The organism is Enterobacter chengduensis, from assembly GCF_001984825.2.
In the GTDB taxonomy this organism is placed as follows: Bacteria; Pseudomonadota; Gammaproteobacteria; order Enterobacterales; family Enterobacteriaceae; genus Enterobacter; species Enterobacter chengduensis.
In genome coordinates, this window is sequence record NZ_CP043318.1 from 1,484,410 (window position 1) to 1,509,048 (window position 24,639).

24 protein-coding genes are annotated in these 24,639 nt (G+C 55.6%); 1 reads left to right on the top strand and 23 read right to left on the bottom strand.

Going from position 1 to position 24,639, the window contains the following annotated elements; translation table 11 throughout:
* Positions 1 to 90: 90 nt before the first annotated feature.
* The 13 genes from FY206_RS07330 to leuS all read right to left on the bottom strand — a co-directional run bounded on the left by FY206_RS07330 (position 91) and on the right by leuS (position 13,877).
* A complete protein-coding gene (locus FY206_RS07330) occupies positions 91 to 1,044 on the bottom strand; it encodes a YbeF family transcriptional regulator (protein ID WP_032638841.1) in 954 nt (317 codons plus the stop codon).
* Positions 1,045 to 1,335: 291 nt separating this feature from the next.
* Complete coding sequence (lipB, locus tag FY206_RS07335) at positions 1,336 to 1,977, bottom strand: lipoyl(octanoyl) transferase LipB (RefSeq protein WP_032638842.1); 642 nt, start codon at positions 1,975 to 1,977, stop codon at positions 1,336 to 1,338.
* A 97-nt stretch (positions 1,978 to 2,074) separates the two neighbouring features.
* A complete protein-coding gene (gene ybeD / locus FY206_RS07340) occupies positions 2,075 to 2,338 on the bottom strand; it encodes a DUF493 family protein YbeD (protein ID WP_003858718.1) in 264 nt (87 codons plus the stop codon).
* A 106-nt stretch (positions 2,339 to 2,444) separates the two neighbouring features.
* Complete coding sequence (gene dacA, locus FY206_RS07345; RefSeq protein ID WP_032638844.1) at positions 2,445 to 3,656, bottom strand: D-alanyl-D-alanine carboxypeptidase DacA; 1,212 nt, start codon at positions 3,654 to 3,656, stop codon at positions 2,445 to 2,447.
* A gap of 139 nt (positions 3,657 to 3,795) precedes the next feature.
* Positions 3,796 to 4,902: an endolytic peptidoglycan transglycosylase RlpA gene (rlpA, locus tag FY206_RS07350; RefSeq protein ID WP_032638846.1), complete on the bottom strand. Its 1,107-nt coding sequence runs from the start codon at positions 4,900 to 4,902 to the stop codon at positions 3,796 to 3,798.
* 16 nt (positions 4,903 to 4,918) lie between these two features.
* Positions 4,919 to 6,031 carry a peptidoglycan glycosyltransferase MrdB gene (gene mrdB / locus FY206_RS07355; RefSeq protein WP_008501037.1) on the bottom strand — a complete coding sequence of 371 codons (1,113 nt, stop codon included), beginning with the start codon at positions 6,029 to 6,031 and terminating at the stop codon, positions 4,919 to 4,921.
* Between the two features lie 2 nt (positions 6,032 to 6,033).
* On the bottom strand, positions 6,034 to 7,935 hold the full coding sequence (mrdA, locus tag FY206_RS07360) for a peptidoglycan DD-transpeptidase MrdA (protein WP_032638848.1): 1,902 nt from the start codon (positions 7,933 to 7,935) through the stop codon (positions 6,034 to 6,036).
* Between the two features lie 28 nt (positions 7,936 to 7,963).
* On the bottom strand, positions 7,964 to 8,431 hold the full coding sequence (gene rlmH, locus FY206_RS07365; RefSeq protein ID WP_003858701.1) for a 23S rRNA (pseudouridine(1915)-N(3))-methyltransferase RlmH: 468 nt from the start codon (positions 8,429 to 8,431) through the stop codon (positions 7,964 to 7,966).
* 3 nt (positions 8,432 to 8,434) lie between these two features.
* Positions 8,435 to 8,752: a ribosome silencing factor gene (gene rsfS / locus FY206_RS07370; protein ID WP_023334893.1), complete on the bottom strand. Its 318-nt coding sequence runs from the start codon at positions 8,750 to 8,752 to the stop codon at positions 8,435 to 8,437.
* 269 nt (positions 8,753 to 9,021) lie between these two features.
* Entirely contained in the window at positions 9,022 to 9,687 is a 666-nt protein-coding gene (gene nadD, locus FY206_RS07375) for a nicotinate-nucleotide adenylyltransferase (protein ID WP_032638850.1), read from the bottom strand.
* Positions 9,680 to 10,711, bottom strand: coding sequence for a DNA polymerase III subunit delta (gene holA / locus FY206_RS07380; protein WP_032642497.1), 1,032 nt, complete (start codon positions 10,709 to 10,711; stop codon positions 9,680 to 9,682). Before holA ends, nadD begins: the two co-directional genes overlap by 8 nt.
* The gene (gene lptE, locus FY206_RS07385; protein ID WP_032638852.1) at positions 10,711 to 11,280 is read right to left on the bottom strand and encodes an LPS assembly lipoprotein LptE; all 570 of its coding nucleotides are present in this window, start codon (positions 11,278 to 11,280) and stop codon (positions 10,711 to 10,713) included. Before lptE ends, holA begins: the two co-directional genes overlap by 1 nt.
* Positions 11,281 to 11,294: 14 nt before the next feature.
* Positions 11,295 to 13,877, bottom strand: a complete 2,583-nt coding sequence (gene leuS, locus FY206_RS07390; protein ID WP_032638854.1) for a leucine--tRNA ligase — start codon at positions 13,875 to 13,877, stop codon at positions 11,295 to 11,297.
* A 214-nt stretch (positions 13,878 to 14,091) separates the two neighbouring features.
* On the opposite strand from leuS, the gene FY206_RS07395 reads away from it, so the two are divergent.
* Positions 14,092 to 14,574: a zinc ribbon-containing protein gene (locus FY206_RS07395; RefSeq protein WP_032642499.1), complete on the top strand. Its 483-nt coding sequence runs from the start codon at positions 14,092 to 14,094 to the stop codon at positions 14,572 to 14,574.
* 185 nt (positions 14,575 to 14,759) lie between these two features.
* Here FY206_RS07395 and FY206_RS07400 read toward each other — a convergent pair whose 3' ends face one another.
* The 10 genes from FY206_RS07400 to FY206_RS07450 all read right to left on the bottom strand — a co-directional run bounded on the left by FY206_RS07400 (position 14,760) and on the right by FY206_RS07450 (position 24,597).
* Positions 14,760 to 15,695: an IS110 family RNA-guided transposase gene (locus FY206_RS07400; RefSeq protein ID WP_032638800.1), complete on the bottom strand. Its 936-nt coding sequence runs from the start codon at positions 15,693 to 15,695 to the stop codon at positions 14,760 to 14,762.
* A gap of 209 nt (positions 15,696 to 15,904) precedes the next feature.
* Entirely contained in the window at positions 15,905 to 16,846 is a 942-nt protein-coding gene (gene rihA, locus FY206_RS07405) for a pyrimidine-specific ribonucleoside hydrolase RihA (RefSeq protein ID WP_032638856.1), read from the bottom strand.
* Positions 16,847 to 16,966: 120 nt separating this feature from the next.
* On the bottom strand, positions 16,967 to 17,692 hold the full coding sequence (locus tag FY206_RS07410; protein WP_010428605.1) for an amino acid ABC transporter ATP-binding protein: 726 nt from the start codon (positions 17,690 to 17,692) through the stop codon (positions 16,967 to 16,969).
* Positions 17,692 to 18,366 (bottom strand): glutamate/aspartate ABC transporter permease GltK, encoded by a 675-nt coding sequence (gltK, locus tag FY206_RS07415; protein WP_032638859.1) that lies wholly within the window; start codon positions 18,364 to 18,366, stop codon positions 17,692 to 17,694. Before gltK ends, FY206_RS07410 begins: the two co-directional genes overlap by 1 nt.
* Positions 18,366 to 19,106: a glutamate/aspartate ABC transporter permease GltJ gene (gltJ, locus tag FY206_RS07420; RefSeq protein WP_032638861.1), complete on the bottom strand. Its 741-nt coding sequence runs from the start codon at positions 19,104 to 19,106 to the stop codon at positions 18,366 to 18,368. The genes gltK and gltJ overlap by 1 nt, the downstream gene beginning before the upstream one ends.
* A gap of 154 nt (positions 19,107 to 19,260) precedes the next feature.
* Complete coding sequence (locus tag FY206_RS07425; RefSeq protein ID WP_008501049.1) at positions 19,261 to 20,166, bottom strand: amino acid ABC transporter substrate-binding protein; 906 nt, start codon at positions 20,164 to 20,166, stop codon at positions 19,261 to 19,263.
* Between the two features lie 408 nt (positions 20,167 to 20,574).
* A complete protein-coding gene (gene lnt / locus FY206_RS07435) occupies positions 20,575 to 22,113 on the bottom strand; it encodes an apolipoprotein N-acyltransferase (protein WP_032638863.1) in 1,539 nt (512 codons plus the stop codon).
* A gap of 5 nt (positions 22,114 to 22,118) precedes the next feature.
* Positions 22,119 to 22,997 carry a CNNM family magnesium/cobalt transport protein CorC gene (gene corC / locus FY206_RS07440; protein WP_021242574.1) on the bottom strand — a complete coding sequence of 293 codons (879 nt, stop codon included), beginning with the start codon at positions 22,995 to 22,997 and terminating at the stop codon, positions 22,119 to 22,121.
* Positions 22,998 to 23,086: 89 nt separating this feature from the next.
* Positions 23,087 to 23,554: an rRNA maturation RNase YbeY gene (ybeY, locus tag FY206_RS07445; protein WP_008501052.1), complete on the bottom strand. Its 468-nt coding sequence runs from the start codon at positions 23,552 to 23,554 to the stop codon at positions 23,087 to 23,089.
* Positions 23,551 to 24,597 carry a PhoH family protein gene (locus FY206_RS07450; protein WP_014883007.1) on the bottom strand — a complete coding sequence of 349 codons (1,047 nt, stop codon included), beginning with the start codon at positions 24,595 to 24,597 and terminating at the stop codon, positions 23,551 to 23,553. Before FY206_RS07450 ends, ybeY begins: the two co-directional genes overlap by 4 nt.
* Positions 24,598 to 24,639 lie beyond the last annotated feature (42 nt).

Genomic DNA, 24,639 nt, shown 5'->3' on the forward strand with positions numbered 1-24,639 from the left:
AGCAGCCTGCCAGATCGCCAATTTGTAAAATAGTTGTTGTTTTGTGCCTTTTGCCCTGCCTGTTGCAGGGACTCGTGCTGGCTGAACCTGTCAGAAGGCCTGACGGATAATGCGGATGACGTTTTCCAGGACCGGATCGCGCAAGCTCAGCTTGTTATAATGCAGTGAAATCTCAACAGATTCCGCATTAAGCTGACCGAGCGGAATGCTTTCCAGCGGCCAGCATTTGCGTAGCAGGCTGAAGAGCCGTGATGGCATGACGCACAGCATGTCGCTGCTGCCGATCAGGGATGCGGTGGTAAACATATTGTAACTGCTGAAGCTTATCTGACGTTCGGGGAAAATTTCATCAATGCGCTGACGCAGGGCATGATTAGACTGCCCGTCGGTCATGAAGGACGAGTGATCGTAGTTGCGCAGGTTCTCGATGTTTAGCGGTTCGCTAAGAGCCGGATGCTGCTGGCGGCAAACCAGCACCAGGTTATCTGCATAGAGCACATTTTGCCCCAGCGCTCTGGCACTGAAGCTGCCGCTTTCTATGATCAGGTCCGTCTGGAACTGGGCAAGCTGAATGTCTGGTTCATTGAGAGGCACATTGCGAAGCAGGAGCTGCGGAGCATGCTCTTTCACGGCCTTAAAGATCGCAGGCATCACCAGCACACCCACCGACGGGGAGCAGCCGATGGTGATGGTTCTCTGCTTATCATAGCTGCCGGTCAGATCCAGTGCGCCCAGAATCGACTCCAGTCCCTGGCTGATGTACTCATGGAGATGCGTGGCGTAAGCCGTCGGCGTGACCCCCTGGCCCTTACGGATAAATAATGGGTCAGGAAATATAGCGCGTAGCTTCTGAATTGACTGGCTTATTGCAGAAGGCGTGAGATTAAGAATTTTCGCAGCGTTAACGATACCTTTATGGACATATACTGCCTCAAAAATAGTCAATAAATTGAGATCAATATTACGTAAAGTCCGAAAAATTTGCGGCTTGTCTTCGCCACCAGGTTCATTCAGTCGTTTGGCTGGTAAATTATTATACTCCACGCTTTCACTCCGTATACATTCACAATATGAATGATAGTTGAATTTATTTATTATGCTTGTAGAGATTCGTAAAGTGTTGGTTTTGTTTCACTTGTATATCAAAAACAAACAGTTGAGTGATAATTGCTCACGTTACTTATGCCGTGTTTGCTGTGCTTGCTGGAGGCTAAATAATATGTAGCGATAATATTCGAGCGCTTCGAAAATATAGAATCTGTGGATTATTGTAAAGTGCAAAAGCGGTAAATAAACAGTGGCCCGTCAAATTATCGAGCCCTGTTGTACGATATATTAAGCAGGGATATATTCGTGCGGGGGATTGTTAAGTAGTGCTAACACGTTCTTCAACAGCACGGGACGAATAGTATCTGGCGTAGCGGTTTTGACCCACTGGCACATTTGCGTCATTTCCATGCCGGCGTAGCCGCAGGGGTTTATGCGCTGGAAAGGGGCGAGATCCATATTAATATTCAATGCCAGGCCATGGAATGAGCAGCCCTTACGAATACGTAGCCCCAAAGAGCAGATCTTCATTTCCCCAACGTAGACGCCCGGCGCATCGGCGCGCGGGTGGGCGTCAATACCATATTCCGCCAGCGTGTTAACAACCGTTTGTTCCAGCAGGGTGACCAGTTCACGCACGCCCAGCTTTCTGCGTTTCAGATTGAGCAGGACGTACATTACCTGCTGCCCGGGCCCATGATAAGTAACCTGACCGCCGCGATCGCTCTGGATCACCGGGATATCTCCCGTCATCAGCAGATGTTCCGCTTTACCGGCCTGACCCTGCGTAAATACCGGCAGGTGCTCGACCAGCCAGATCTCATCTGGGGTGCTGTCATCGCGTGAATCGGTGAAGTCATGCATGGCCTGGGAGACAGGCTCATAAGGTTGCAGCCCGAGGTGACGGACCAGAATTTTATCCTGATACAAAACTGCGTCTCCGAAGACGAGGGACAAAAGGTGTGGGGGGGAGTATATCACAGCGGGGGAGAGGGGTTACCCGGCAAACCGGGTAACCGCAAAGGGACTACAGCACCATACGAACAATTTCGATATTGCCGAGCTCTTCGTACAGCGTCTCAACCTGCTCAATGTGTGTCGCAGTGATGGTAATAGAAACCGAGTGGTAGTTGCCCTTGCTGCTTGGTTTTACTGACGGAGAGTAGTCACCCGGCGCATGGCGCTGTACCACTTCAACCACCTGATCAACCAGCTCAGGTTTCGCCAGACCCATTACTTTGTAGGTAAATGGGGTAGGGAATTCAAGCAGTTCGTTAAGTTTGGTTTTCATGTCAGCTCCGGCGTAACGTCAAAAAATAATAACTCCCACGTCAGGTGGGAGTTATCAGGATACTTAGTATATGGGGATCAAAATCACACTTTCAAGTGTTCGATTTTTAACCAAACCAGTGGTGGAACATCAATTTAATGTAATCAATGATTTTGCCGAAGAAATTGCCTTCAGGAATTTCTTGCAGAACCACCAGCGGACGCTGATCGATTGTTTTTCCGTCGAGCTGGAAGTTGATGGTGCCCACAACCTGGTTTTTCTGCAGCGGGGCGTGCAGCTCGGTGCTGTTCAGCACGTAGCTGGCTTTCAGATCCTTCATACGGCCGCGCGGAATGGTCAGGTAAAGGTCTTTATCAACGCCGAGAGAAGCGCGGTCGTTGTCGCCGAACCAGACGGGTTCAGACGCAAACTCTTTGCCTGCTTTCAGCGGATTCACGGTTTCGAAGAAGCGGAAGCCCCAGGTCAGCAGCTTTTTGCTTTCGGTTTCACGGCCTTTAAAGGTGCGGCCGCCCATCACGGCAGAGATCAGACGCATCTGGCCTTCGGTGGCGGAGGCCACCAGGTTGTAACCGGCTTTATCGGTATGACCTGTTTTGATACCGTCAACGTTCAGGCTGTTATCCCACAGCAGGCCGTTACGGTTGGTCTGACGAATACCGTTAAAGGTGAACTCTTTCTCTTTATAGATGGAGTATTCATTAGGGACATCGCGGATCAGCGCCTGACCAATCAGCGCCATGTCACGCGCGGAGCTGTACTGTCCGTCTGCGTCCAGGCCGTGTACGGTCTGGAAATGGCTGTTTTTCAGACCCAGCGCGTTCACGTAGCTGTTCATCAGACCCACGAAGGCATCCTGGCTACCGGCGGCGAAATCGGCCATCGCCACGCAGGCATCGTTACCTGACTGCAGGTTGATCCCGCGAATCAGTTGGGAAACAGGAACCTGCATACCCGGCTTCAGGAACATCAGCGAGGAGCCTTTGAAGACCGGGTTCCCGGTTGCCCACGCATCGTTACCGATGGTGACCAGATCCGATTCTTTAAATTTACCTGCCTTCATCGCCTGACCGATAACGTAGCTGGTCATCATTTTGGTCAGGCTGGCCGGATCGCGGCGGGCATCGGCATTCTGTTCTGCCAGCACTTTGCCAGAGTTGTAATCGATCAGGATGTAGGATTCCGCATCGATTTGCGGAACGCCAGGGATCATGGTCTTGATATTCAGGTCATCGGCGTGAGCTGCAGAGAGCGCAGCCGCGCAAAGGGCCGTGGTCAGCGCCATGCGCTGCACAAAACGAGCAGAAAAAGTGGTCTTCATGGTCAGAACTACGACATCCGTGATGGAATTAAAAAAAGTGCCTTACTATAGCAAATGCTATTCAGGCAGGCATCCGACTTTAAGCATGAGTTTGTGAATGTATTTTACACAAACTGACAATTCGGATACCGCCGGTTAATTATTTCGCAACAGCGATAAATGACTGAAGCTGAGCTTCATTCTGCAGCCGCTGCTGCAGGGACGCAGCCTGCGGTTTGCTGGCAAACGGCCCCATCTGAATGCGCCAGACCGCGCCGTTCTGCTCAACGCGTCCGGGTACGCCAAACTGCTGGCTCAGGCGCTGCTGATACTGTTTGGCCCGGGCCTGATCGCTCACTGCGCCTACCTGGACCACATAGCTGCCGCTGGCCGCTGCGGGTGCCGCCGCACTTGGCGTTGCTGCTGGCGCCGTTACGGGAGCGGACTGGGTCGCTGGCGCAGCAACGGGCGCAGGGGCTGGCGCAGGCTCACTGCCTTCCAGCACGCCCGAGGCTAAGGTCGTCGGTGCGCCCAGAAAGCCGCTGCTCTTCACCGGTGCGCCCGTTGAATCGTCGCTTTGCAGCGTGTCGTTGCTGATTGGGCGTATTTCTCCCCCAGGCTGAGCAGGCTCGGCTGGAGATGAAACGCTGCCCATTCCGCCATCCAGATTTGGGCGATCGGGAAGGGCATAGGTCTGCTTCGCTACCGTCGTACACGCGGTACCCGGCCCGGAGAGCGAACCGTCCTGCGCCACGATAATCGGGTCAATGCGGACTTTGGTGTTGTTCGAGGTGTTCAGGCGATCGGCGGACGCGCGCGACAGGGAGATCACCCGGTCATTCCCGTAAGGGCCGCGGTCGTTGATACGCACGACGATCATGCGGCCATTTGCCAGGTTGGTGATGCGGGCGTAGCTCGGGATCGGCAGCGTCGGGTGTGCCGCCGTCAGCTGCATGGGATCGAACGCCTCCCCGGAGGCCGTCAGGTTACTGCCTGGCTCGGCATCATAAATGGCGGCAAAGCCTGCCTGACTGAAACGGGAAGGGTCCTGAACAATTTTATAGCTTTTGCCGTCGCGCTCGTAATCCTGATTGGCACTGGCATTCAGCGGTTCATAAACGGGATCGGCACCGCTGATTTCAACGATCGGGCCATTACATACCGCAGGCTGCGGCGGCGCGACGGTTGCCTGTTGCTGACCATCATCACTTGTGCAGGCCGCAAGTAAACTTGCCGCAATGCAGATCCCCAGCCACTGCTTACGCATTCCGATCCCCTTATTTTTATACGCTTTTTGACAACATTTTTCTGTGGGTATGGATCGACATCACGATACCAAACCCGGCCATCAACACGATCAGTGCCGAGCCTCCGTAACTCACCAGCGGCAGCGGTACGCCTACCACCGGCAGAATACCACTCACCATACCAATATTTACGAAGACATAAACGAATAAAATCAGCATCAACCCGCCCGCCATGACGCGACCAAAGGTGGTTTGCGCGCGCGCGGCAATCCACAATCCCCGCATGATCAGCAGGACGTACAGCGCCAGGAGTATCAGGATGCCCACCAGCCCCAGCTCTTCCGCCAGTACGGCAAAGATAAAGTCGGTGTGGCGTTCCGGTAAAAATTCCAGCTGCGACTGCGTGCCGTGCAGCCAGCCTTTACCGCGCAGGCCGCCGGAGCCAATCGCAATCTTGGACTGAATAATATGATAGCCCGCACCCAGCGGATCGGTTTCCGGATCGAGCAGCATCATGACGCGCTGGCGCTGGTAATCATGCATCAGGAAGAACCAGAGGATAGGGATGAACGCCGCAATCAGCACCACGGCGATACCAATCAGGCGCCAGCTCAGGCCCGACAGGAAGAGAACAAACAGGCCGGAGAGGGCGATAAGGATTGAGGTGCCAAGGTCAGGCTGCGCCGCAACCAGCAGCGTCGGCAGAAAAATGAGCACCAGCGCGATGGCGGTATTTTTTAGCGACGGCGGGCAGACGTCGCGGTTGATAAAGCGTGCCACCATCAGTGGAACGGCGATTTTGGCAATCTCCGAGGGCTGGAAGCGGACAATACCCAGATCCAGCCAGCGCTGCGCCCCTTTTGAAATAGCGCCAAACGCATCTACCGCAACCAGCAAAATAATACAGAAGATGTAGAGGTAGGGTGCCCAGCCTTCGTAGACGCGCGGCGGAATTTGCGCCATCACCACCATAATGATCAGGCCCATCGCGATCTGGCCGATCTTACGCTCCATCATGCCGATGTCCTGGCCGCTGGCGCTCCAGATAACCAGGGCGCTGTAAACCAGCAGCGCCAGCAGGATCAGCAGCATGGCTGGGTCGATGTGGATTTTGTCCCACAGCGATTTTTTATTTGGATTATCCGTCATGATTATTGGTCCTCCGCCGCGGCGGCGGCCGGGTTTTCAGCCGGCAGTTCGGTGTTGTTATCACCCAGCATAATGTGGTCAAGGATCTGGCGCATGATGGTCCCGACCGCAGGCCCGGCACCGCCGTTCTCCAGAATCATCGCCACCGCGACCTGCGGGTTATCATAAGGGGCAAACGCCGTCATCAGCTTATGGTCACGCAGACGTTCGGCAATGCGGTGCGCGTTATAGGTTTCGTTGGCTTTCAGACCAAATACCTGCGCAGTACCGGATTTCGCGGCCACCTTGTACGGCGTACCGGCGAAGTACTTATGCGCGGTACCGTTCGGACGGTTTGCCACGCCGTACATACCGTCTTTCGCAATTTCCCAGAAGCCGGAGTGAATGTCACCCACTGGCGCCTCGTGCGGCTGGTTCCACGGCACTTTTTTGCCGTCTTCAACCGTGCTTTGCAGCAGATGGGGCACTTTCACCACGCCGTCATTGATGAGGATCATCATGGCCTTGTTCATCTGCAGCGGCGTTGCCGTCCAGTAGCCCTGACCGATACCCACCGGAATGGTGTCACCCTGGTACCACGGTTTCTTAAAGCGCTTCAGCTTCCATTCGCGCGTTGGCATGTTGCCAGAGCGTTCTTCTGAAAGATCGACGCCGGTGTAATGCCCGTAGCCGAATTTACTCATCCACTCTGACAGGCGGTCGATACCCATATCATATGCCACCTGATAGAAGAAGGTATCCGCAGACTCCTCCAGCGATTTGGTGACGTTCAGATGACCGTGACCCCATTTTTTCCAGTCGCGGTAGCGCTTATCGGAGCCCGGCAGCTGCCACCATCCCGGGTCAAACAGGCTGGTATTACGGTTGATGACGCCGGCACTCAGCGCAGAGACCGCCACGTACGGCTTAACCGTTGATGCCGGCGGGTAAACCCCTTGCGTCGCGCGGTTCACCAGCGGCGTGTTCGGGTCATTCAGCAGGCCGGAGTAGTCTTTACTGGAAATGCCGTCAACGAAGAGGTTCGGGTCATAGCTTGGCATAGACACCATGGCCAGGATGCCGCCGGTTCGAGGATCGGTGACCACCACCGCTGCACGGCTGCCCGCCAGCAGGGTTTCAATATACTGCTGCAGCTTAAGGTCGAGCGTCAGATAGACGTCATGCCCTGCCTGAGGCGGCACTTCTTTCAGCTGGCGGATCACGCGGCCCCGGTTGTTAACCTCAACCTCTTCATAGCCCGTTTGCCCGTGCAGAACGTCTTCGTAGTAACGTTCGATCCCCAGCTTACCGATATCGTGCGTTGCCGCGTAGTTGGCCAGCTTGCCGTCTTTATCAAGGCGATCGACGTCTTTGTCGTTAATCTTGGAGACGTAGCCAATGACATGCGTCAGCGCGGAGCCGTAGGGGTAGTAGCGACGCTTATATCCTTTTACTTCCACGCCGGGGAAGCGGTACTGGTTCACCGCAAAGCGGGCCACCTGAACTTCCGTCAGATTGGTTTTAACCGGAATGGAGGTAAAGCGGTGAGAGCGGGCGCGCTCTTTTTTGAAGGCGGCGATGTCGTCATCGTTAAGGTCGACAACGCTTTTCAGCGCTTCCAGCGTATCCTGAACATTATCGACCTTTTCCGGCATCATCTCGATTTGATAGATGGTGCGGTTTAACGCCAGCGGGGTGCCGTTACGATCGTAGATAATGCCGCGGCTGGGTGCGATGGGCACCAGCTTAATACGGTTTTCGTTTGAACGCGTCTGGTAGTCGGTGAAGCGGACAATTTGCAGATTATAAAGGTTGGCGATCAGCACGCCGGTAAGCAGCAAAATCCCGGTAAAGGCGACCAGCGCCCGGCGCACAAACAGCGCGGACTCAGCCGTATAGTCGCGAAAAGAATTCTGTAGTTTCATCCGCTGCTTAATCTACCCTGGTCAGTCATTACTCGCGGTGATAGGGGTGGTTGGTAGTAATGCTCCACGCGCGATACAGGCTTTCTGCCACCAGTACCCGAACGAGCGGGTGGGGAAGCGTCAGCGCGGAGAGGGACCAACTTTGTTCAGCCGCCGCTTTGCAGGCGGGGGATAACCCTTCTGGTCCGCCAATCAACAGACTGACGTCACGGCCATCCTGCTTCCAGCGCTCCAGTTCGTGCGCCAGCTGCGGCGTATCCCAGGGTTTTCCTGGAATATCGAGGGTGACGATGCGGTTTTTGCCTGCGGCAGCCAGCATCAGCTCGCCCTCTTTATCGAGAATACGTTTGATATCCGCGTTCTTGCCGCGCTTTCCGGCGGGAATTTCCACCAGCTCGAACGGCATGTCTTTTGGAAAACGACGCAGATATTCAGTAAAACCGGTTTGTACCCAGTCCGGCATTTTGGTGCCGACGGCGACCAGCTGCAACTTCACGCATTAACCCCAGAGTTTTTCCAGCTCATACAGGCGACGGCTCTCGTCCTGCATAACGTGGACGATCACATCGCCGAGGTCGACAACCACCCAGTCAGCCGTCGCTTCACCTTCAACACCCAGCGGCAACAGCCCCGCTGCACGGGATTCCTGAACCACGTGATCGGCAATTGAAACAACATGACGCGTCGAAGTACCGGTGCAGATGATCATGCAGTCGGTAATACTGGATTTACCCTTAACGTCGATAGCGATGATGTCCTGACCTTTCAGGTCATCAATTTTGTCAATAACAAAATCCTGGAGTGCTTTACCCTGCAAGTTTTCCCCCTGGGGTGAATGAGATTGTAAAACGTTGAATTCGTAGCCAGACAGTATACCTGAACTCATGCCTCTGTCGGGACAAATGTCTCCGGCCGGGCTTTTGAAGGCGGGTATCATCCCACCCTCCGCCTGAGATTGCATCGCCATTTTTGTAAAACAATTTCTGTAAAGCAATGATCGGCGGGAAAGTCTGGCAGCGGAGAATAACAGTATGGCTTACCCTGTCAAGGCAGGATAAACAATAAGCCGCTTTTTATGCCCTCCGGCTATTCATCTGCGCTTTTCTGATACAAACCGTGACTGTGGATATAGGCCAGCACGGCGGCCGGCAGCAGATCGTCACATTCCAGACCCTGCTGTAAACGCTCGCGAATGAGGGTCGCAGAGATATCAAACCACGGCGTTTCCGCCAGATAGATCTTCCCGGCAGGCTGACTGTGAAGATCTTCAACGTTATCGGTGAGATGGTCTTCCAGCCACTGCTGATACTGCGCTTCGCGCATGGTCAGCGGATAGCCGGGACGGCGGCAGACGAGCAGATGGCTGTTCTCAAGAATGGTTTCATATTTATGCCACGTGGGGAAGTTCAGCAGGGAGTCCTGACCGATGATAAAAGCCAGCGGCTGGTCTGGTCCCTGTTCGGCTCGCCACTCCTGAAGCGTCTGCGAGGTCCATGAGGGCGTGTCGCGACGCAGCTCACGCTCGTCCAGCCGGAAAAGCGGCTTATCGGCGATGGCCAGGGCGAGCATCTCTTTTCGCTGTTCGCTGGTCGCCTCGGGCTGCGGGCGGTGGGGCGGGACATTATTGGGCATGATGGTGACGCGCTGAAGGCCAATCAGATTTGCCAGAATTTCAACCGGCTTCAGATGCCCGTAGTGTACCGGGTCGAAGGTGCCGCCATACAGGGCCTGTAAAGAGTGCATACTATCCATCAATAAAAACGTCTGCCAGCGCCTTGTGGCAGAGCAGCAGTGAAAGGCTTTCCAGTTCCGCCCAGACCGACTGGCCGTAATCTTGCTTTAGCGTGAGCTCAGCGCGCATCAGAAGCTGTACCGCCTGACGAAGCTGTTCATGACTCAGGCGGTTGACGGCCTCGGTGGTCATTGCGCGGCGGTTTTGCCACACGCGGTGTTTATCAAACAGCGAACGCAGCGGCGTATGGGCAGACTGACGCTTGAGCGTAATCAGCAGCAGTAATTCGCGCTGCAGCGTGCGCAGCAGAATAACGGGTTCGCTGCCTTCAAGACGCAGTTGCTGCAGAATATGCAGGGCGCGTTTGCTTTTTGCCGACAGCAGCGCGTCCACCCAGTGGAACGGCGTGAAGTGCGCCGCGTCGTTAACGGCCTGCTCGACGCGCGGCAAGGTCAGCTTGCCGTCCGGCCAGAGCAGTGAGAGTCTGTCCAGCGCCTGCGCCAGGGCCAACAGGTTACCTTCATAGCAGTAGCAGAGCAGCTGATTCGCCGCGTCATCCAGCTGAAGGTTGTGCTGCTTCGCTCTCGCGGCTACCCATTTAGGCAGATGCGCCTGCTCGGGCGTCTGACAGGTGACCAGCACCGCGTGCGTCGCGAGCTGGGTAAACCACGCCGCGTTTTCCTGTGCTTTGGTGAGCTTGTTGCCACGCACGATTAACAGCAGATCGCTGTGCAGCAGGCTGACCAGCGTGGCGAGCTGCTCATTCATCGCCGCGTTAGGACCGTTATCCGGCAGCAGGATCTGAATCGTCTGGCGCGATGCGAACAGGCTCATCGCCTGACAAAGCGAGAAGAGGGCGTTCCAGTCGGTGTTGTTGTCCAGCTGGACGGTGTGGTGTTCATCGAAGCCCTGCGCGGCGGCGGCGTGCCGCACGGCATCAAGGCTTTCCTGAAGCAATAGCGGATCGTTTCCAAGAAGCAGATACGCCGCGCGCAGCCCTTCATTGAGCTGCGCGCGGAGTTGTTCAGGATACAGCCTGATCATCATTTACCCAAAGAGGTAGCTGCAGGAAGCGTGCCAGCAACCGGTTTTTCAACAATGTCAGATCCTTGTTTGGTTGATGCTGCAATACTTGGTAGCTTGCGGATCAGCTGTTCCGCTGCCTTGTCGTACATTTCGTTGATGATAATCTGCTGTTCGGCATCTTTCGCCAGCGCCGTCTGCGGGTTATCGAAGAACGAACGGTACACTTTCGTGCTGATCGGATAGATGTCTTTACCCGGGATCAGAACGGCTGCGTTGACCGTCATTACCATCTGGTATTCTGCGGTACGACCGTCCTGGAAGATAGATGCTGTATCTTTGCCGAGAGACATCCCCAGGAGACGCAGAGACGGTACATCCTGGCGCAGCGTATCTTTTTCAATCAACTCAACGCCGTTAAGACGCAGCTGATTGCGAACTGCACGGCTGAGTGGACCATTCGGATCGGATGAGTCGAAAATCATCGTTTTCATCTCAGCAGGTATCGCCGTGGTATTGCGTAGGTGCCAGCCACAGCCAGCGGTGACAAGCACCGCCAGAGATAAGAGTATTGTTGCCAGTTGTCGCACGTTTCCTCCCGCGCTTAGCCAACGACCAGATTGAGCAGTTTGCCCGGTACGTAGATTGCTTTACGTACGGTAACGCCCTCAAGATATTTTGCGACCAGAGGCTCCTGGCCTGCGCGCTCGCGAACCTGTTCTTCGGTTGCATCGATCGCCACGGTAATTTTACCGCGAACTTTGCCGTTTACCTGCACCACAACCAGCGTGGTGTTTTCCACCATCGCGGCTTCGTCAGCCTGCGGCCACGGCGCATTGTCGATATCGCCTTCGCCTTTCAGCTCCTGCCACAGGGTAAAGCTCACGTGCGGCGTGAACGGGTTCAGCATGCGAACAACGGCCAGCAGAGCTTCACGCATTAAGGCACGATCCTGCTCGCCGTCCTGCGGGGCTTTCGCCAGCTTGTTCATCAGTTCCATAATAGCCGCAATTGCGGTATTGAAGGTCTGACGACGACCAATATCATCGGTCACTTTCGCGATCGTTTTATGAACATCGCGACGCAGCGCCTGCTGATCTTCCGTCAGCGCAGCGGCGTTCAGCGCCGGAGCATCGCCCTGGGCGGTATGTTCGTAAACCAGTTTCCAGACGCGTTTCAGGAAGCGGTTCGCGCCTTCAACACCGGATTCCTGCCACTCAAGGGTCATATCCGCCGGAGAGGCAAACATCATGAACAGACGCACGGTATCAGCACCGTAGCGCTCAACCATCACCTGCGGGTCGATACCGTTGTTTTTCGACTTGGACATCTTGCTCATGCCGGTGTAGACCAGTTCATGACCTTCGGCGTCTGTCGCCTTAACAATACGGCCCTTCTCGTCGCGCTCGACAATCGCATCAACCGGAGAAACCCAGTTACGCTCGCCGTTCGCGCCAACGTAGTAGAAGGCATCCGCAAGCACCATGCCCTGACACAGCAGCTGTTTTGCGGGCTCGTCAGAGTTCACCATGCCCGCATCGCGCATCAGTTTATGGAAGAAGCGGAAGTAGAGCAGGTGCATGATGGCGTGTTCGATGCCGCCGATATAGATGTCTACCGGCAGCCAGTAGTTTGCCGCATCGGAATCCAGCATACCGTCCTGATACTGCGGGCAGGTGTAGCGCGCATAGTACCAGGATGATTCCATAAAGGTGTCAAAGGTGTCGGTTTCACGCAGCGCAGGCTGACCGTTAACGGTGGTTTTTGCCCACTCAGGATCGGCTTTGATCGGGCTGGTGATACCGTCCATGACCACGTCTTCCGGCAGGATCACCGGCAGCTGATCTTCCGGCGTTGGCATCACGGTGCCATCTTCCAGCGTCACCATTGGAATTGGCGCACCCCAGTAACGCTGACGGGACACGCCCCAGTCGCGCAGACGGAAGTTAACTTTACGCTCGCCCACGCCCAGAGACGCCAGCTTATCGGCGATGGCGTTGAAGCCCTCTTCGAAGCTCAGGCCGCTGAATTCACCGGAGTTGAACAGGGTGCCTTTTTCAGTCAGCGCCTGCTCAGACAGGTCTGGTTCAGAACCGTCAGCCGCCAGGATAACCGGTTTAATGGTCAGGCCATATTTGGTGGCAAATTCGTAGTCGCGCTGGTCGTGACCCGGAACGGCCATCACGGCGCCTGTGCCGTACTCCATCAGTACGAAGTTGGCGGCCCAAACGGGGATTGCTTCGCCCGTCAGCGGGTGAATGGCTTTAAAGCCGGTATCAACCCCTTTTTTCTCCATCGTCGCCATATCGGCTTCGGCCACTTTGGTGTTGCGACACTCGTCGATGAAGGAAGCCAGTTCCGGATTGTTCTCCGCCGCTTTCTGCGCCAGCGGGTGACCTGCGGCCACCGCCAGGTAGGTCGCGCCCATGAAGGTGTCCGGACGGGTAGTGTAGACGGTCAGGGTCTGGTCGTGGTTCTCAACGTTGAAGGTAATTTCTACGCCTTCAGAACGGCCGATCCAGTTGCGCTGCATGGTCTTAACGGTATCTGGCCAGTGGTCCAGCTTATCCAGATCGTTCAGCAGCTCGTCCGCGTAAGCGGTGATTTTGATAAACCACTGTGGGATCTCTTTACGCTCAACTTTGGTGTCGCAGCGCCAGCAGCAGCCATCGATAACCTGTTCGTTCGCGAGAACGGTCTGGTCATTCGGACACCAGTTAACGGCAGAGGTCTTCTTGTACACCAGGCCTTTTTTGTACAGCTCGGTGAAGAATTTCTGTTCCCAGCGGTAGTATTCCGGGGTACAGGTTGCCAGCTCGCGGCTCCAGTCATAGCCAAAGCCCAGCATTTTGAGCTGGTTTTTCATGTACGCAATGTTGTCGTACGTCCACGGCGCCGGAGCCGTATTGTTTTTGACCGCAGCACCTTCTGCAGGCAGACCAAACGCGTCCCAGCCGATAGGCTGCAGCACGTTTTTGCCCAGCATGCGCTGGTAGCGCGCAATCACATCACCGATGGTGTAGTTGCGCACGTGGCCCATGTGTAGTCGACCAGAAGGATAGGGAAGCATCGACAGGCAGTAATACTTCTCTTTGCTCTCGTCTTCGGTTACTTCAAACGTGCGCTTCTCGTCCCAGTGTTGCTGGACTTTTGATTCTATCTCTTCCGGGCGGTATTGCTCTTGCATGGCAGCCAGTGGTCCTGTTTTCAATACAGCTACAAATGTAGCCAATGGATGTGGTAATTCAGATCCGCATAGCATAGCCCAAACGCCCGCGTCAAAACAGCCTTTCGCACAAATGCGCTTTGCAGGAATTTACCGGGTCTGTGCTTCACCTGACAAAGCGGCGATGAAATAAGGTCTATTATTAGAAATAGTTACTGACCCGGGAGGCAAAATGATGAACAAGGTTGCTCAATTTTACCGTGAACTGGTGGCGACACTGACGGAGCGGCTGCGTAACGGCGAGCGTGATATTGATGCGCTGGTGGAGCAAGCGCGGGCCCGCGTGACGCAAACGGGTGAGTTAACGCGAACCGAAGTGGAAGAGGTGACGCGCGCCGTGCGTCGCGATCTGGAAGAGTTCGCGCGTAGTTACCAGGAGAGTCAGGAGGAGGTCACGGACAGCGTTTTCATGCGGGTGATTAAAGAGAGCCTGTGGCAGGAACTCGCCGATATCACGGATAAAACGCAGCTGGAGTGGCGCGAGGTCTTTCAGGATTTGAACCATCACGGCGTGTACCACAGCGGCGAGGTGGTCGGGCTAGGAAATCTGGTGTGTGAAAAATGCCATCACCATATTGCGGTGTACACACCGGATGTCCTGCCGCTGTGTCCTAAATGCGGGCACGATCAGTTCCAGCGTCGGCCGTTTGAGCCCTAAATAAAAGCAAAACGGCAACTACGTTGCCGTTTTTGGTGTCTGCGCCCTCTCCCCGTGGGAGAGGGTTGGGGTGAGGGCATCAGGCCGCACGTGGTAAAAGCAAAACGGCAACCACGTTGCCGTTTTTAGCGTCTGCGCCCTCTCCCTGTGGGTGAGCAGCTGTGTTTAAAGTCAACAGCTGACGACTAAGCTGCCGCCCATTTTTTATTGTCCCGCACCATCGCATTCAGGATTGTTACCAGCTTTCTGACGCAGGCTGTCATCGCCACTTTAAAGGCTTTTCCCTTGCTTCTCAGTTTCTCAAAAAAAGCCTGTATGGTTGGGTTATAACGCACCGCTGACATTGCCGCCATGTACAGCGCTGCACGCACCGCACTTCGTCCTCCCCAGATACATCGTTTTCCTTTCATCTTTCCGCTGTCATGGGCATAAGGACACACGCCTACCAGTGCGCTGATTTTACGTCTGTTAAGTTGTCCCAGCTCCGGCAGCATCGACAGCAGAACCGCCAGCGTTGTCCGTCCTATACCCTTGACTTCTTCCAGCAGCTTCACTTTCTCCTGCCATAGCGGCATCACTTTTATCTGCTGGTCGATGTCGTCATCCGTGTCCTTTATCTCTGCGTTAAGCCAGTCAATATGCCGTTTGATACCCATCCGGATAAGCTCATCAGTGCAGGAGCCGTAGCGGTTCTGCTCCATGGTTCTGTTGTCCACCAACTGGCGGCGGCGGGATACCATCATGGCGAGACGCTGCGTCTGTTCGTCCGGAGCGGGTCTGATATCCGGTGTCATCCTGCGGCCAAACTCGCAGATGATGCGGGCATCGTTCGGGTCTGTCTTGAACAGCGTCCCGAGAGCGCGGGCGAAGTGTTTGACCTGAGCAGGATTAACGACGGCGACAGGCAGCCCGGCAAGTTCAAGCGTGGCAGCAAGCAGGTTGTGGTAGCGCCCCGTGGCTTCCATCACGATGCGTGTAACGGTACGGGATGAAAGGGCGTCGAGGAGTAGCTGATGGCCCTGAGGGGTATTATCCAGATGAAGAAAAATCCCGTCAGGACTGATAAATACATCAAAGGTCTCTTTGGCGATATCGATGCCAACGTTGGTATGTTCAGTCATGTTCGAGTCTCCCGGCCTTGTAATATACGGGCTGGCACAGGCCGCCCAGGCAGCTGTTCGGGTTAACAGGAAAACTGATGCCACGCCATGAGCTCACCCGCGGGCTTGGAAACCCAGAGGGCTAACGGGCTGTGGCATCAGGTCAAACTCAGTGACAGTTTACCCGTCTGTTGACGGGTAACTGAAGTGACTTTAAACATACAAGGGCATCAGGCCGCACTATAGTAACCAAGCCTCTCCGCCAGCAAATCCACAAACGCCTCCCGGTCGATATCCACCATCACCGTCGTATTCGGCTTATTCCCCGTCAGCGAATAGTAGTCCACCACCGTCATGCCCTGGGTGTATTTCCCCTGCGTTTCCACCCCAACCCAGCGGTCTACCGTGGTAAACATCTCCGGTTTTAACAGCCAGGCGATGGTGCACGGATCGTGCAGCGGCGCTCCGTGGAAGCCCCATTTCTCAGCCTTATGGTACTCCATAAAAAAGTCGAGCAGTTCAGCCACGGTTGTCGCCACCGGATTGCCCACGGCGCGGAAACACTCAATATCGCCCGCCATAATCTGCGCGCGGTGGGTCACGTCCAGTCCCGCCATCACAATCGGTAAGCCGGACTGGAAGACAATCTCAGCCGATTCCGGGTCGACAAAAATGTTGAACTCGGCCGCTGGCGTCCAGTTACCCAGCCCCATCGCGCCGCCCATGATGACGATGCGCGCAATTTTAGCGTGCAGCTCAGGATGGCTATTCAGCAGGAGCGCAACGTTAGTTTGTGGCCCGGTCGCCACCAGCGTCACGGGCTCCGCGCTTTCGCGCAGCACCTTCGCCATCAGCTCCACGGCGGTGCAGTTTTGCGGCGTGAAGCCCGGCTCAGGCAGCGCCGGACCGTCCAGCCCGCTTTCACCATGAACGTTGTCGGCAATGATTAGCTCGCGCATCAGCGGCTTCACGGCCCCGCCGGCGACGGGAATATCGGTGCGCCCGAGCAGCGTCAGCATGCGCAAAACGTTGCGCAGGGTTTTATCCGGCGTCTGGTTTCCGGCGGAAGAGGTGACGGCTTTGACGTCGAGTTCAGGGGAGGCAAGTGCAAGAACGAGCGCGATCGCGTCGTCATGACCCGGATCGCAATCGAGAATAATAGGCTGTGCCATAGCGTTCTCCATTCATAGCGTTATTTTGTGACAAGGTTAACGCTGCAATGTGACGCCGACGAGAGGAACTGAACAAAAGCGTGAAGCAGTGCGCAATCCGCAGATTGCGCACTGGGAAGATTAATGCAGGATTTTGGCGAGGAAATCTTTCGCACGATCGGATTTCGGGTTAGCGAAGAACTCTTCTTTCGGTGAGTCTTCAACAATTTTCCCTTCGTCCATAAAGATTACGCGATTGGCCACTTTACGGGCAAAGCCCATTTCGTGCGTCACCACCATCATGGTCATCCCTTCGTGCGCCAGCTCGACCATCACGTCCAGCACTTCGTTGATCATCTCCGGATCGAGCGCCGACGTGGGCTCATCGAACAGCATTGCCACCGGATCCATGCACAGCGCGCGGGCGATCGCCACACGCTGCTGCTGGCCGCCGGAAAGCTGCGCCGGGAACTTATCGGCATGGGCCGAAAGCCCAACGCGTTCCAGGAGCTTCAGACCTTTCTCGCGCGACGCTTTTTTATCGCGCTTAAGCACTTTTACCTGCGCCAGCGTCAGATTCTCAATAATGGAGAGGTGAGGGAACAGCTCAAAATGCTGGAACACCATGCCCACGTGAGAGCGAAGCTGGGCGAGGTTAGTTTTCTTGTCGTTAACCTTGGTGCCGTTGACGACGATCTCACCCTGCTGAACCGGCTCCAGCCCGTTGACGGTTTTGATCAGCGTCGATTTACCCGAGCCGGACGGCCCGCATACCACCACCACGTCGCCTTTTTTCACTTCGGTGGAGCAGTCGGTCAGCACCTGAAAGTGCCCATACCATTTAGAAACATTTTTCAGGGAAATCATTATACCGTCCTTTTCTTCAGCCAGCTGACCAACAGCGATGCGCTTAAACTAATCACAAAGTAGACCGCACCCGCAAAGAGCACCATCTCAACCTGCGTACCATCACGCTCGCCGATGGTTGAGGCGGTACGGAAGAAGTCTGCCAGGCTCAGCACGTAGACCAGCGAGGTATCCTGGAACAGTACGATACCCTGGGTCAGCAGGAGCGGAACCATGGCGCGAAACGCCTGCGGCAGAATAATGAGCTGCATGGACTGCCAGTGCGTCATCCCCAGCGCCAGCGCGGCGCTGGACTGCCCGCGGGAGATGCTCTGAATGCCCGCGCGGATAATCTCCGAGTAGTAAGCGGCCTCAAACATTGAGAACGCCACCATGGCGGAGATCAGACGGATATCGGTTTTCGGCGACAGCCCCAGCACGTTCTGCAGGAAGCCGGGTACGATCAGGTAAAACCACAGCAGCACCATCACCAGCGGGATGGAGCGGAACACGTTAACGTAGGCGGTGGCAAACCAGGCAAGCGGCTTAAAGCTCGACAGGCGCATGACGGCCAGCAGGGTACCCCAGACGATACCGACGATGATGGCAATGACCGTGATTTTTAAGGTAATCACCAGGCCATCCAGCAGGTAAGGCATGGAGGGAACGATAGAACTCCAGTCAAATTCGTACATTATTTGCCCCCCATGTTGCCCGGCAGGCGAATTTTGCGTTCAACCAGGTTCATCACCAGCATGATGAAAGCGTTAATCAGAACATACGCGAGCGTGATCGCGGTGAAGGATTCCCACGCGTGAGCGGAGTAATCCAGCAGCTTGCCCGCCTGCGCGGCCATATCAACCAGGCCGATCGTGGAGGCGATGGCCGAGTTCTTCACCAGGTTCATCATCTCGGAGGTCATCGGCGGAACGATAACGCGGTAGGCGTTAGGCAGCAGCACGTAGCGGTAGGTTTGTGGCAGCGTCAGGCCCATCGCCAGGCCCGCATTTTTTTGTCCGCGCGGCAGTGACTGAATGGCGGCACGCACCTGCTCGCAAACGCGCGCAGCGGTAAACAGCCCCAGACACAGCATGGAGGAGACAAAGAACTGTACGTTCGGATCCAGTTCCGACTTGAACCACATGCCAATATTTTCCGGCAGCAGTTCCGGGATAACCAGATACCAGGTAAAGAACTGCACGATCAGCGGAACGTTACGGAACAGTTCCACATAGAGGGTGCCCAGTGTTGAAAGAAAACGGTTAGGGACGGTGCGCAGAATACCGAACAAAGAACCGACAAGAAACGCGATGATCCACGCCGTTATCGATAATGCCACGGTGACCTGAAAGCCGCTCCACAGCCAGCCAAGATAGGTGGTGTTGCCGAACGGGGCCTGTTGCAGGAATATGCCCCAGTTCCAGTCTATTGACATAATAAACTCCAGAAAAAAAAGGGTAGCAGCGCTACCCTCGAAGATTGGTGAGAAGCTCATTTTCGTGCTGAGTGGGGAACGACCACTCAGCGTATAGTCTGTCCATGCTTCCCGACAATCGAGAGGGCAGGAGATCCCGCCCCTGTTGTTCTAATTAGTTAAGAGCCTTGTCGTTTGGAGATTTGAACAGCGCCTTCATGTCGTCAGACAGTTCAAAGTTCATGTTCAGGTTTTTTGGTGGAATCGGGTTCTTGAACCACTTGTCGAACCATTTTTCCGCTTCGCCGGAGGTCTGCACCTGGGCGATGGTGTCATCAATCAGCTTCTTGAACTGCGGATCGTCTTTACGCAGCATGCAGCCGTAAGCTTCTTTTGACTGCGCGGTGCCGACGATATCCCAGTTGTCTGGTTTCTTCGCTTTCGCACGCTCGCCCGCCAGCAGGGCGTCATCCATCATAAACGCGACGGCACGACCGCTTTCCAGGGTACGGAAGGAGTCGCCATGGTCTTTCGCGCTGATGATGCGCATATCCATTTTCTTCTCGTCGTTCAGCTTGTGCAGCAGCACTTCTGACGTGGTACCGGATGTCACCACAACCGCTTTGCCTTTCAGGTCAGCGAAGTCTTTGATCTCACCGCCTTTCTTCGTCAGCAGGCGGGTGCCCACGACAAAGATGGTGTCAGAGAAGGCCGCCTGTTTCTGACGCTCGAGGTTGTTGGTGGTGGAGCCACACTCGAAGTCAAAGGTGCCGTTTTGCAGCAGCGGAATACGGTTCTGTGAAGTGATTGGGATCAGCTTCACCTGCAGGTCAGGTTTGTTCAGCTTTTTCTTCACGGCTTCAACGATGGCGTTGGAGTAATCCTGTGAATAGCCCACGACCTTTTGCGTGTTGTCGTAGTAAGAGAACGGGACAGAAGATTCACGGTGGCCGACCACGATGACGCCGTTTTTGGCAATCTTGTCGAGAGTGCTTCCTGCTGCCGGTGCATCTTCAGCGTGAACCACGCCGGCAGACATTCCCATAACCAGCATTGCTGTGGCCAGTTTACGTAATTGCATACCCAACTCCTTTCTTATCAGCGCCAGCGACGCATTGATACCCATTGTGATGTTGTTATATCTCGCGCGATGCGAGTGCAGTGTTATGCAAGCTTGTTAACATTTAGTCTGGCTTAATGTAAAGATTTTGCTGCGTTATTGTTTATTTTTGCGAAGCGCGCCGCACCATTCAGAGGCAATAATCTCCCGTTGCACCGTTTCGGTGCTACCGACGATCTACGCTGGTGCGACAAGGTTGCACGTTAAGCCAAACTGCGTTCACCTGAATAAACAAAGCAATAGGCGTGCCAGATTTGAGATTGGGCAGGGATTGTCGGGTGGCGCTGACGCTTACCCGACCTACGGGAACGGAAATGCTGAATGTAGGCCGGGTAAGGCGTAGCCGCCACCCGGCAACGGATGGGAAGGTTATTGACGACGCTGGCGCAGGCTCATCAGCAGCGCGCCAAAGCCGAACAGCGCGGTCAGGATCCACAGCGGCCAGTTGCCGGTACGGGCGTATGGCGTCAGCCCCGTTGTTGGCGTGACGTTAGCGGTCAGCACCTCTCGGGTAAACTGCGGGATCATCGCCTGAATTTCACCCTGAGGGCCAATCACGGCGGTGATGCCGTTGTTGGTGCTGCGCAGCAGCGGACGCGCCAGCTCCAGGGCGCGCATGCGTGCCATCTGGAAGTGCTGCCACGGGCCGATTGACTTACCAAACCAGGCGTCGTTAGAGATGGTCAGCAGATAGTCCGTATCCGGGCGGAAGTTATCGCGTACCTGCTCGCCGAGAATGATTTCGTAGCAGATGGCCGCCGTCAGGGCCGCGCCGTGCGCGTGCAGCTGGGGCTGAACGTACGGGCCGCGGCTGAAGGAGGACATCGGCAGATCAAAGAACGGGGCCAGCGGGCGCAGAATCGACTCCAGCGGGACAAACTCGCCAAACGGCACCAGGTGGTTCTTGTTGTACCGGTCAGTGGAGCGGTAGCTGTACTCGCTGTCTTTGCCGAGCGTAATGATGGTGTTGTAGGTGTCGTAGCGGTTCTGCTGATTCAGACGCGCATCGACAATCCCGGTGATCAGCGTGCTGCCGCGCGCCACCAGCAGGTCGTTCATCATGTTGAGGAACGGCTGCTGGTTAATTTCCAGATCGGGAATGGCGGACTCCGGCCAGATAATCAGCTGCGATTTCCCCATCACCTCTTCGGTGGCGTTGGCGTAGATCTTCAGCGTATTCAGCAGCTCTTTTTCGTCCCACTTCATGGACTGCGGGATATTCCCCTGCACCATGGAAACCTGCATGGCGCGCGCGGGCTCAAGGGTGAACCACTGGATATAGCGCAGCGGGAAGGGCAGGGCAAACAGCACCAGCGCCACGGCCAGCGGTTTCCAGCCGCGCGTGACCAGCGCTAATGCCAGCAGGCCGCTCACTGCCATCAGCAGGAAGTTGATGGCCTCAACGCCCATGACCGGCGCCAGGCCCTTCAGCGGGCCGTCAATCTGGCTGTAGCCGAACTGCAGCCACGGGAAGCCGGTCAGCACCCAGCCGCGCAGGAACTCGGTTACCTGCCAGACCACCGGCGCGGCAACGGCGACGCGGAGCCAGGAGGTTTTAGGCCACAGGCGAGAAAGGATGCCTGCGAACAGGCCGGTATAGAGCGAGAGATACGCGGCGAGCAGCACCACCAGGAAGACGTTAACCGGGCCAGGCATACCGCCAAACTGGGCGATGCTGACGTAGACCCAGTTAATGCCTGAGCCAAACAGCCCCAGCCCCCAGAAGTAGCCGATCGCGGCAGCCTGCACCGGACGACGATTCAGGGTCAGACCCTGAAGCCCCATCAGGGAGAGAATGGCCGCAGGCCAGATATCGTAAGGTGAGAAAGCCAGCGTACCGCTGGCTCCGAGTAACAGCGCCAGCAGCAAACGGACGCGCTGGCGTTCAAGCAATGGGGCAAATGCCATTTACATTAATCTTCCAGTTTTGGCACCGGTGAGTCGTCCGGCGTTCTGACGTGAACCTGTATAATACGTCGGCTGTCGGCCATGGCTACTTTGAACTGGTAACCGTCGATGTCAACGGTCTCTCCGCGCGCCGGGAGGTGGCCAAAGGCCTGCATCACCAGCCCGCCGATGGTATCGACCTCTTCATCGCTGAAGTGGGTTCCGAAGGCGTCGTTGAAGTCCTCGATGGAGGCCAGCGCACGCACGGTCCAGGTATGGCGGCTAAGCTGACGGAAGTCGATATCCTCTTCTTCGTCGTACTCGTCCTCGATTTCGCCCACGATCAGCTCAAGAATATCCTCGATCGTGACCAGGCCTGAAACGCCGCCAAATTCATCAATAACAATCGCCATGTGGTAGCGCTGGGAGCGGAACTCTTTCAGCATCCGATCCACACGTTTACTCTCCGGCACGACCACGGCCTGGCGTAACACTTTTTCCATACTGAAGGCTTCGGCATCGCTGCGCATAAACGGCAGCAGATCTTTCGCCATCAAAATCCCTTCGATGTGATCTTTATCTTCGCTAATGACCGGGAAACGCGAGTGGGCGGATTCGATGATGACATCGAGGCACTCGTCCAGCGTCTGGTTACGTTTCAGGGTGATCATCTGCGAGCGGGGGATCATGATATCGCGAACGCGCTGGTCGGCGATGTCCATCACCCCTTCGAGCATTTCGCGCGTATCTTCGTCGATAAGGTCGTTCTGCCCTGAATCACGAATCAGCTCCAGCAGTTCATCACGGTTTTTGGGTTCGCCGTGAAAAAGCTGGTTCAGAATGAGGGAGAAAAATCCCTTTTTACTGGTTGTCGTGTCGCTACTGTGTGAATTGTCGTCGCTCATGGCGTTTGTTAAGGGTTCTCTTGTTAGTTCAACGTTTACCGCCACGCGTTATCCTTTCGTGGCGGCAGGTGAGTCAGTCAGGTGACGGACTATTCTTTCTCGGCAATGTACGGATCCTCATAGCCCAGAGCAAGCATTATCTCTGTCTCGAGGGACTCCATCTCTTCCGCTTCGTCATCTTCGATGTGATCGTAGCCCAACAGGTGCAGGCTCCCGTGTACCACCATGTGCGCCCAGTGGGCCTCAAGCGGCTTTTGCTGCTCTTTGGCTTCCTGTTCAACCACCTGACGGCAGATGATCAGATCGCCCAGCAGCGGCATCTCAATGCCCGGCGGCGCTTCGAACGGGAAAGAGAGCACGTTGGTCGGCTTATCTTTCCCGCGATAGGTCAGGTTAAGCTCGTGGCTTTCGGCTTCATCCACCAGGCGAATCGTCACTTCTGATTCTTCCTGAAACTGCGGGATAACCGCATCCAGCCATTTCTGGAACTGTGCCTCATCCGGCATGCCGGAATTGTCTTCACAGGCCAGCTGTAAATCGAGGATCACCTGACTCATTTCTGTTCTTGCTCCTGCGCGTCGCGCTTACGTTCTGCGGCCAGTTCGGCCCTACGCTTCTGATCCGCCTCTTCCCAGGCTTCATAGGCGTTAACGATACGCGCGACCACCGGGTGGCGTACCACGTCTTCACTGTGGAAGAAGTTAAAGCTGATTTCGTCAACCTCCGCCAGCACCTCGATGGCGTGGCGCAGGCCGGATTTGGTGCTGCGCGGCAGGTCGATCTGGGTCACGTCACCGGTAATGACCGCTTTCGAGTTAAAGCCGATACGCGTCAGGAACATCTTCATCTGTTCGATGGTGGTGTTCTGGCTCTCATCGAGAATGATGAACGCGTCGTTTAACGTGCGGCCGCGCATGTAGGCGAGCGGAGCCACCTCGATCACGTTACGCTCAATCAGCTTCTCGACCTTCTCAAAGCCGAGCATCTCGAACAGCGCATCGTATAAAGGGCGCAGATACGGGTCGACCTTCTGGCTCAGATCGCCCGGCAGGAAGCCCAGCTTTTCACCGGCTTCAACGGCAGGACGGGTCAGCAGAATTCGACGGATCTCCTGACGCTCCAGCGCATCTACCGCAGCGGCAACCGCCAGATAGGTTTTCCCCGTCCCCGCGGGACCCACCCCGAAGGTGATGTCGTGGTCGAGGATATTGGCGATGTACTGCGCCTGGTTTGGCGTACGCGGCTTGATGACGCCACGCTTGGTCTTGATATTGATTGCCTTGCCGTAGTCCGGCACGCTTTCCGCGCTCTGCTCAAGCACGCGCGCCTCTTTAATGGCGAGGTGAATTTGTTCCGGCTCTATATCCTGAATTTCGCCGCGCATCGGGGCGGTATCGACATACAGGCTGCGCAGGATATCTGCTGCCGCATTGACGCAGATAGGGCGTCCGGTAAGTTTGAAGTGATTATCGCGACGGTTAATTTCGATACCCAGACGTCGCTCCAGTTGTTTGATGTTGTCATCAAACGGTCCGCACAGGCTCAGCAGGCGAGCGTTGTCTGCGGGCGTTAGGCTGATTTCACGCGTATCTATGTTCAAACTGTTCCTCTTTGATTGGTTAACTGACCCGCTGCCACACGG

What these genes read in the sequence shown, in the direction of transcription:
- ybeD (WP_003858718.1), bottom strand. Translation starts at nt 2,338, where the DNA reads ATGAAAACCAAACTTAACGAACTGCTTGAATTCCCTACCCCATTTACC.
- dacA (WP_032638844.1), bottom strand. Translation starts at nt 3,656, where the DNA reads ATGAAGACCACTTTTTCTGCTCGTTTTGTGCAGCGCATGGCGCTGACC.
- nadD (WP_032638850.1), bottom strand. Translation starts at nt 9,687, where the DNA reads ATGGATAGTATGCACTCTTTACAGGCCCTGTATGGCGGCACCTTCGAC.
- FY206_RS07425 (WP_008501049.1), bottom strand. Translation starts at nt 20,166, where the DNA reads ATGCAATTACGTAAACTGGCCACAGCAATGCTGGTTATGGGAATGTCT.
- ybeY (WP_008501052.1), bottom strand. Translation starts at nt 23,554, where the DNA reads ATGAGTCAGGTGATCCTCGATTTACAGCTGGCCTGTGAAGACAATTCC.
- FY206_RS07410 (WP_010428605.1), bottom strand. Translation starts at nt 17,692, where the DNA reads ATGATTTCCCTGAAAAATGTTTCTAAATGGTATGGGCACTTTCAGGTG.
- corC (WP_021242574.1), bottom strand. Translation starts at nt 22,997, where the DNA reads ATGAGCGACGACAATTCACACAGTAGCGACACGACAACCAGTAAAAAG.
- mrdB (WP_008501037.1), bottom strand. Translation starts at nt 6,031, where the DNA reads ATGACGGATAATCCAAATAAAAAATCGCTGTGGGACAAAATCCACATC.
- FY206_RS07395 (WP_032642499.1), top strand. Translation starts at nt 14,092, where the DNA reads ATGAACAAGGTTGCTCAATTTTACCGTGAACTGGTGGCGACACTGACG.
- lnt (WP_032638863.1), bottom strand. Translation starts at nt 22,113, where the DNA reads ATGGCATTTGCCCCATTGCTTGAACGCCAGCGCGTCCGTTTGCTGCTG.
- gltJ (WP_032638861.1), bottom strand. Translation starts at nt 19,106, where the DNA reads ATGTCAATAGACTGGAACTGGGGCATATTCCTGCAACAGGCCCCGTTC.
- holA (WP_032642497.1), bottom strand. Translation starts at nt 10,711, where the DNA reads ATGATCAGGCTGTATCCTGAACAACTCCGCGCGCAGCTCAATGAAGGG.
- gltK (WP_032638859.1), bottom strand. Translation starts at nt 18,366, where the DNA reads ATGTACGAATTTGACTGGAGTTCTATCGTTCCCTCCATGCCTTACCTG.
- FY206_RS07400 (WP_032638800.1), bottom strand. Translation starts at nt 15,695, where the DNA reads ATGACTGAACATACCAACGTTGGCATCGATATCGCCAAAGAGACCTTT.
- leuS (WP_032638854.1), bottom strand. Translation starts at nt 13,877, where the DNA reads ATGCAAGAGCAATACCGCCCGGAAGAGATAGAATCAAAAGTCCAGCAA.
- rihA (WP_032638856.1), bottom strand. Translation starts at nt 16,846, where the DNA reads ATGGCACAGCCTATTATTCTCGATTGCGATCCGGGTCATGACGACGCG.
- rlpA (WP_032638846.1), bottom strand. Translation starts at nt 4,902, where the DNA reads ATGCGTAAGCAGTGGCTGGGGATCTGCATTGCGGCAAGTTTACTTGCG.
- mrdA (WP_032638848.1), bottom strand. Translation starts at nt 7,935, where the DNA reads ATGAAACTACAGAATTCTTTTCGCGACTATACGGCTGAGTCCGCGCTG.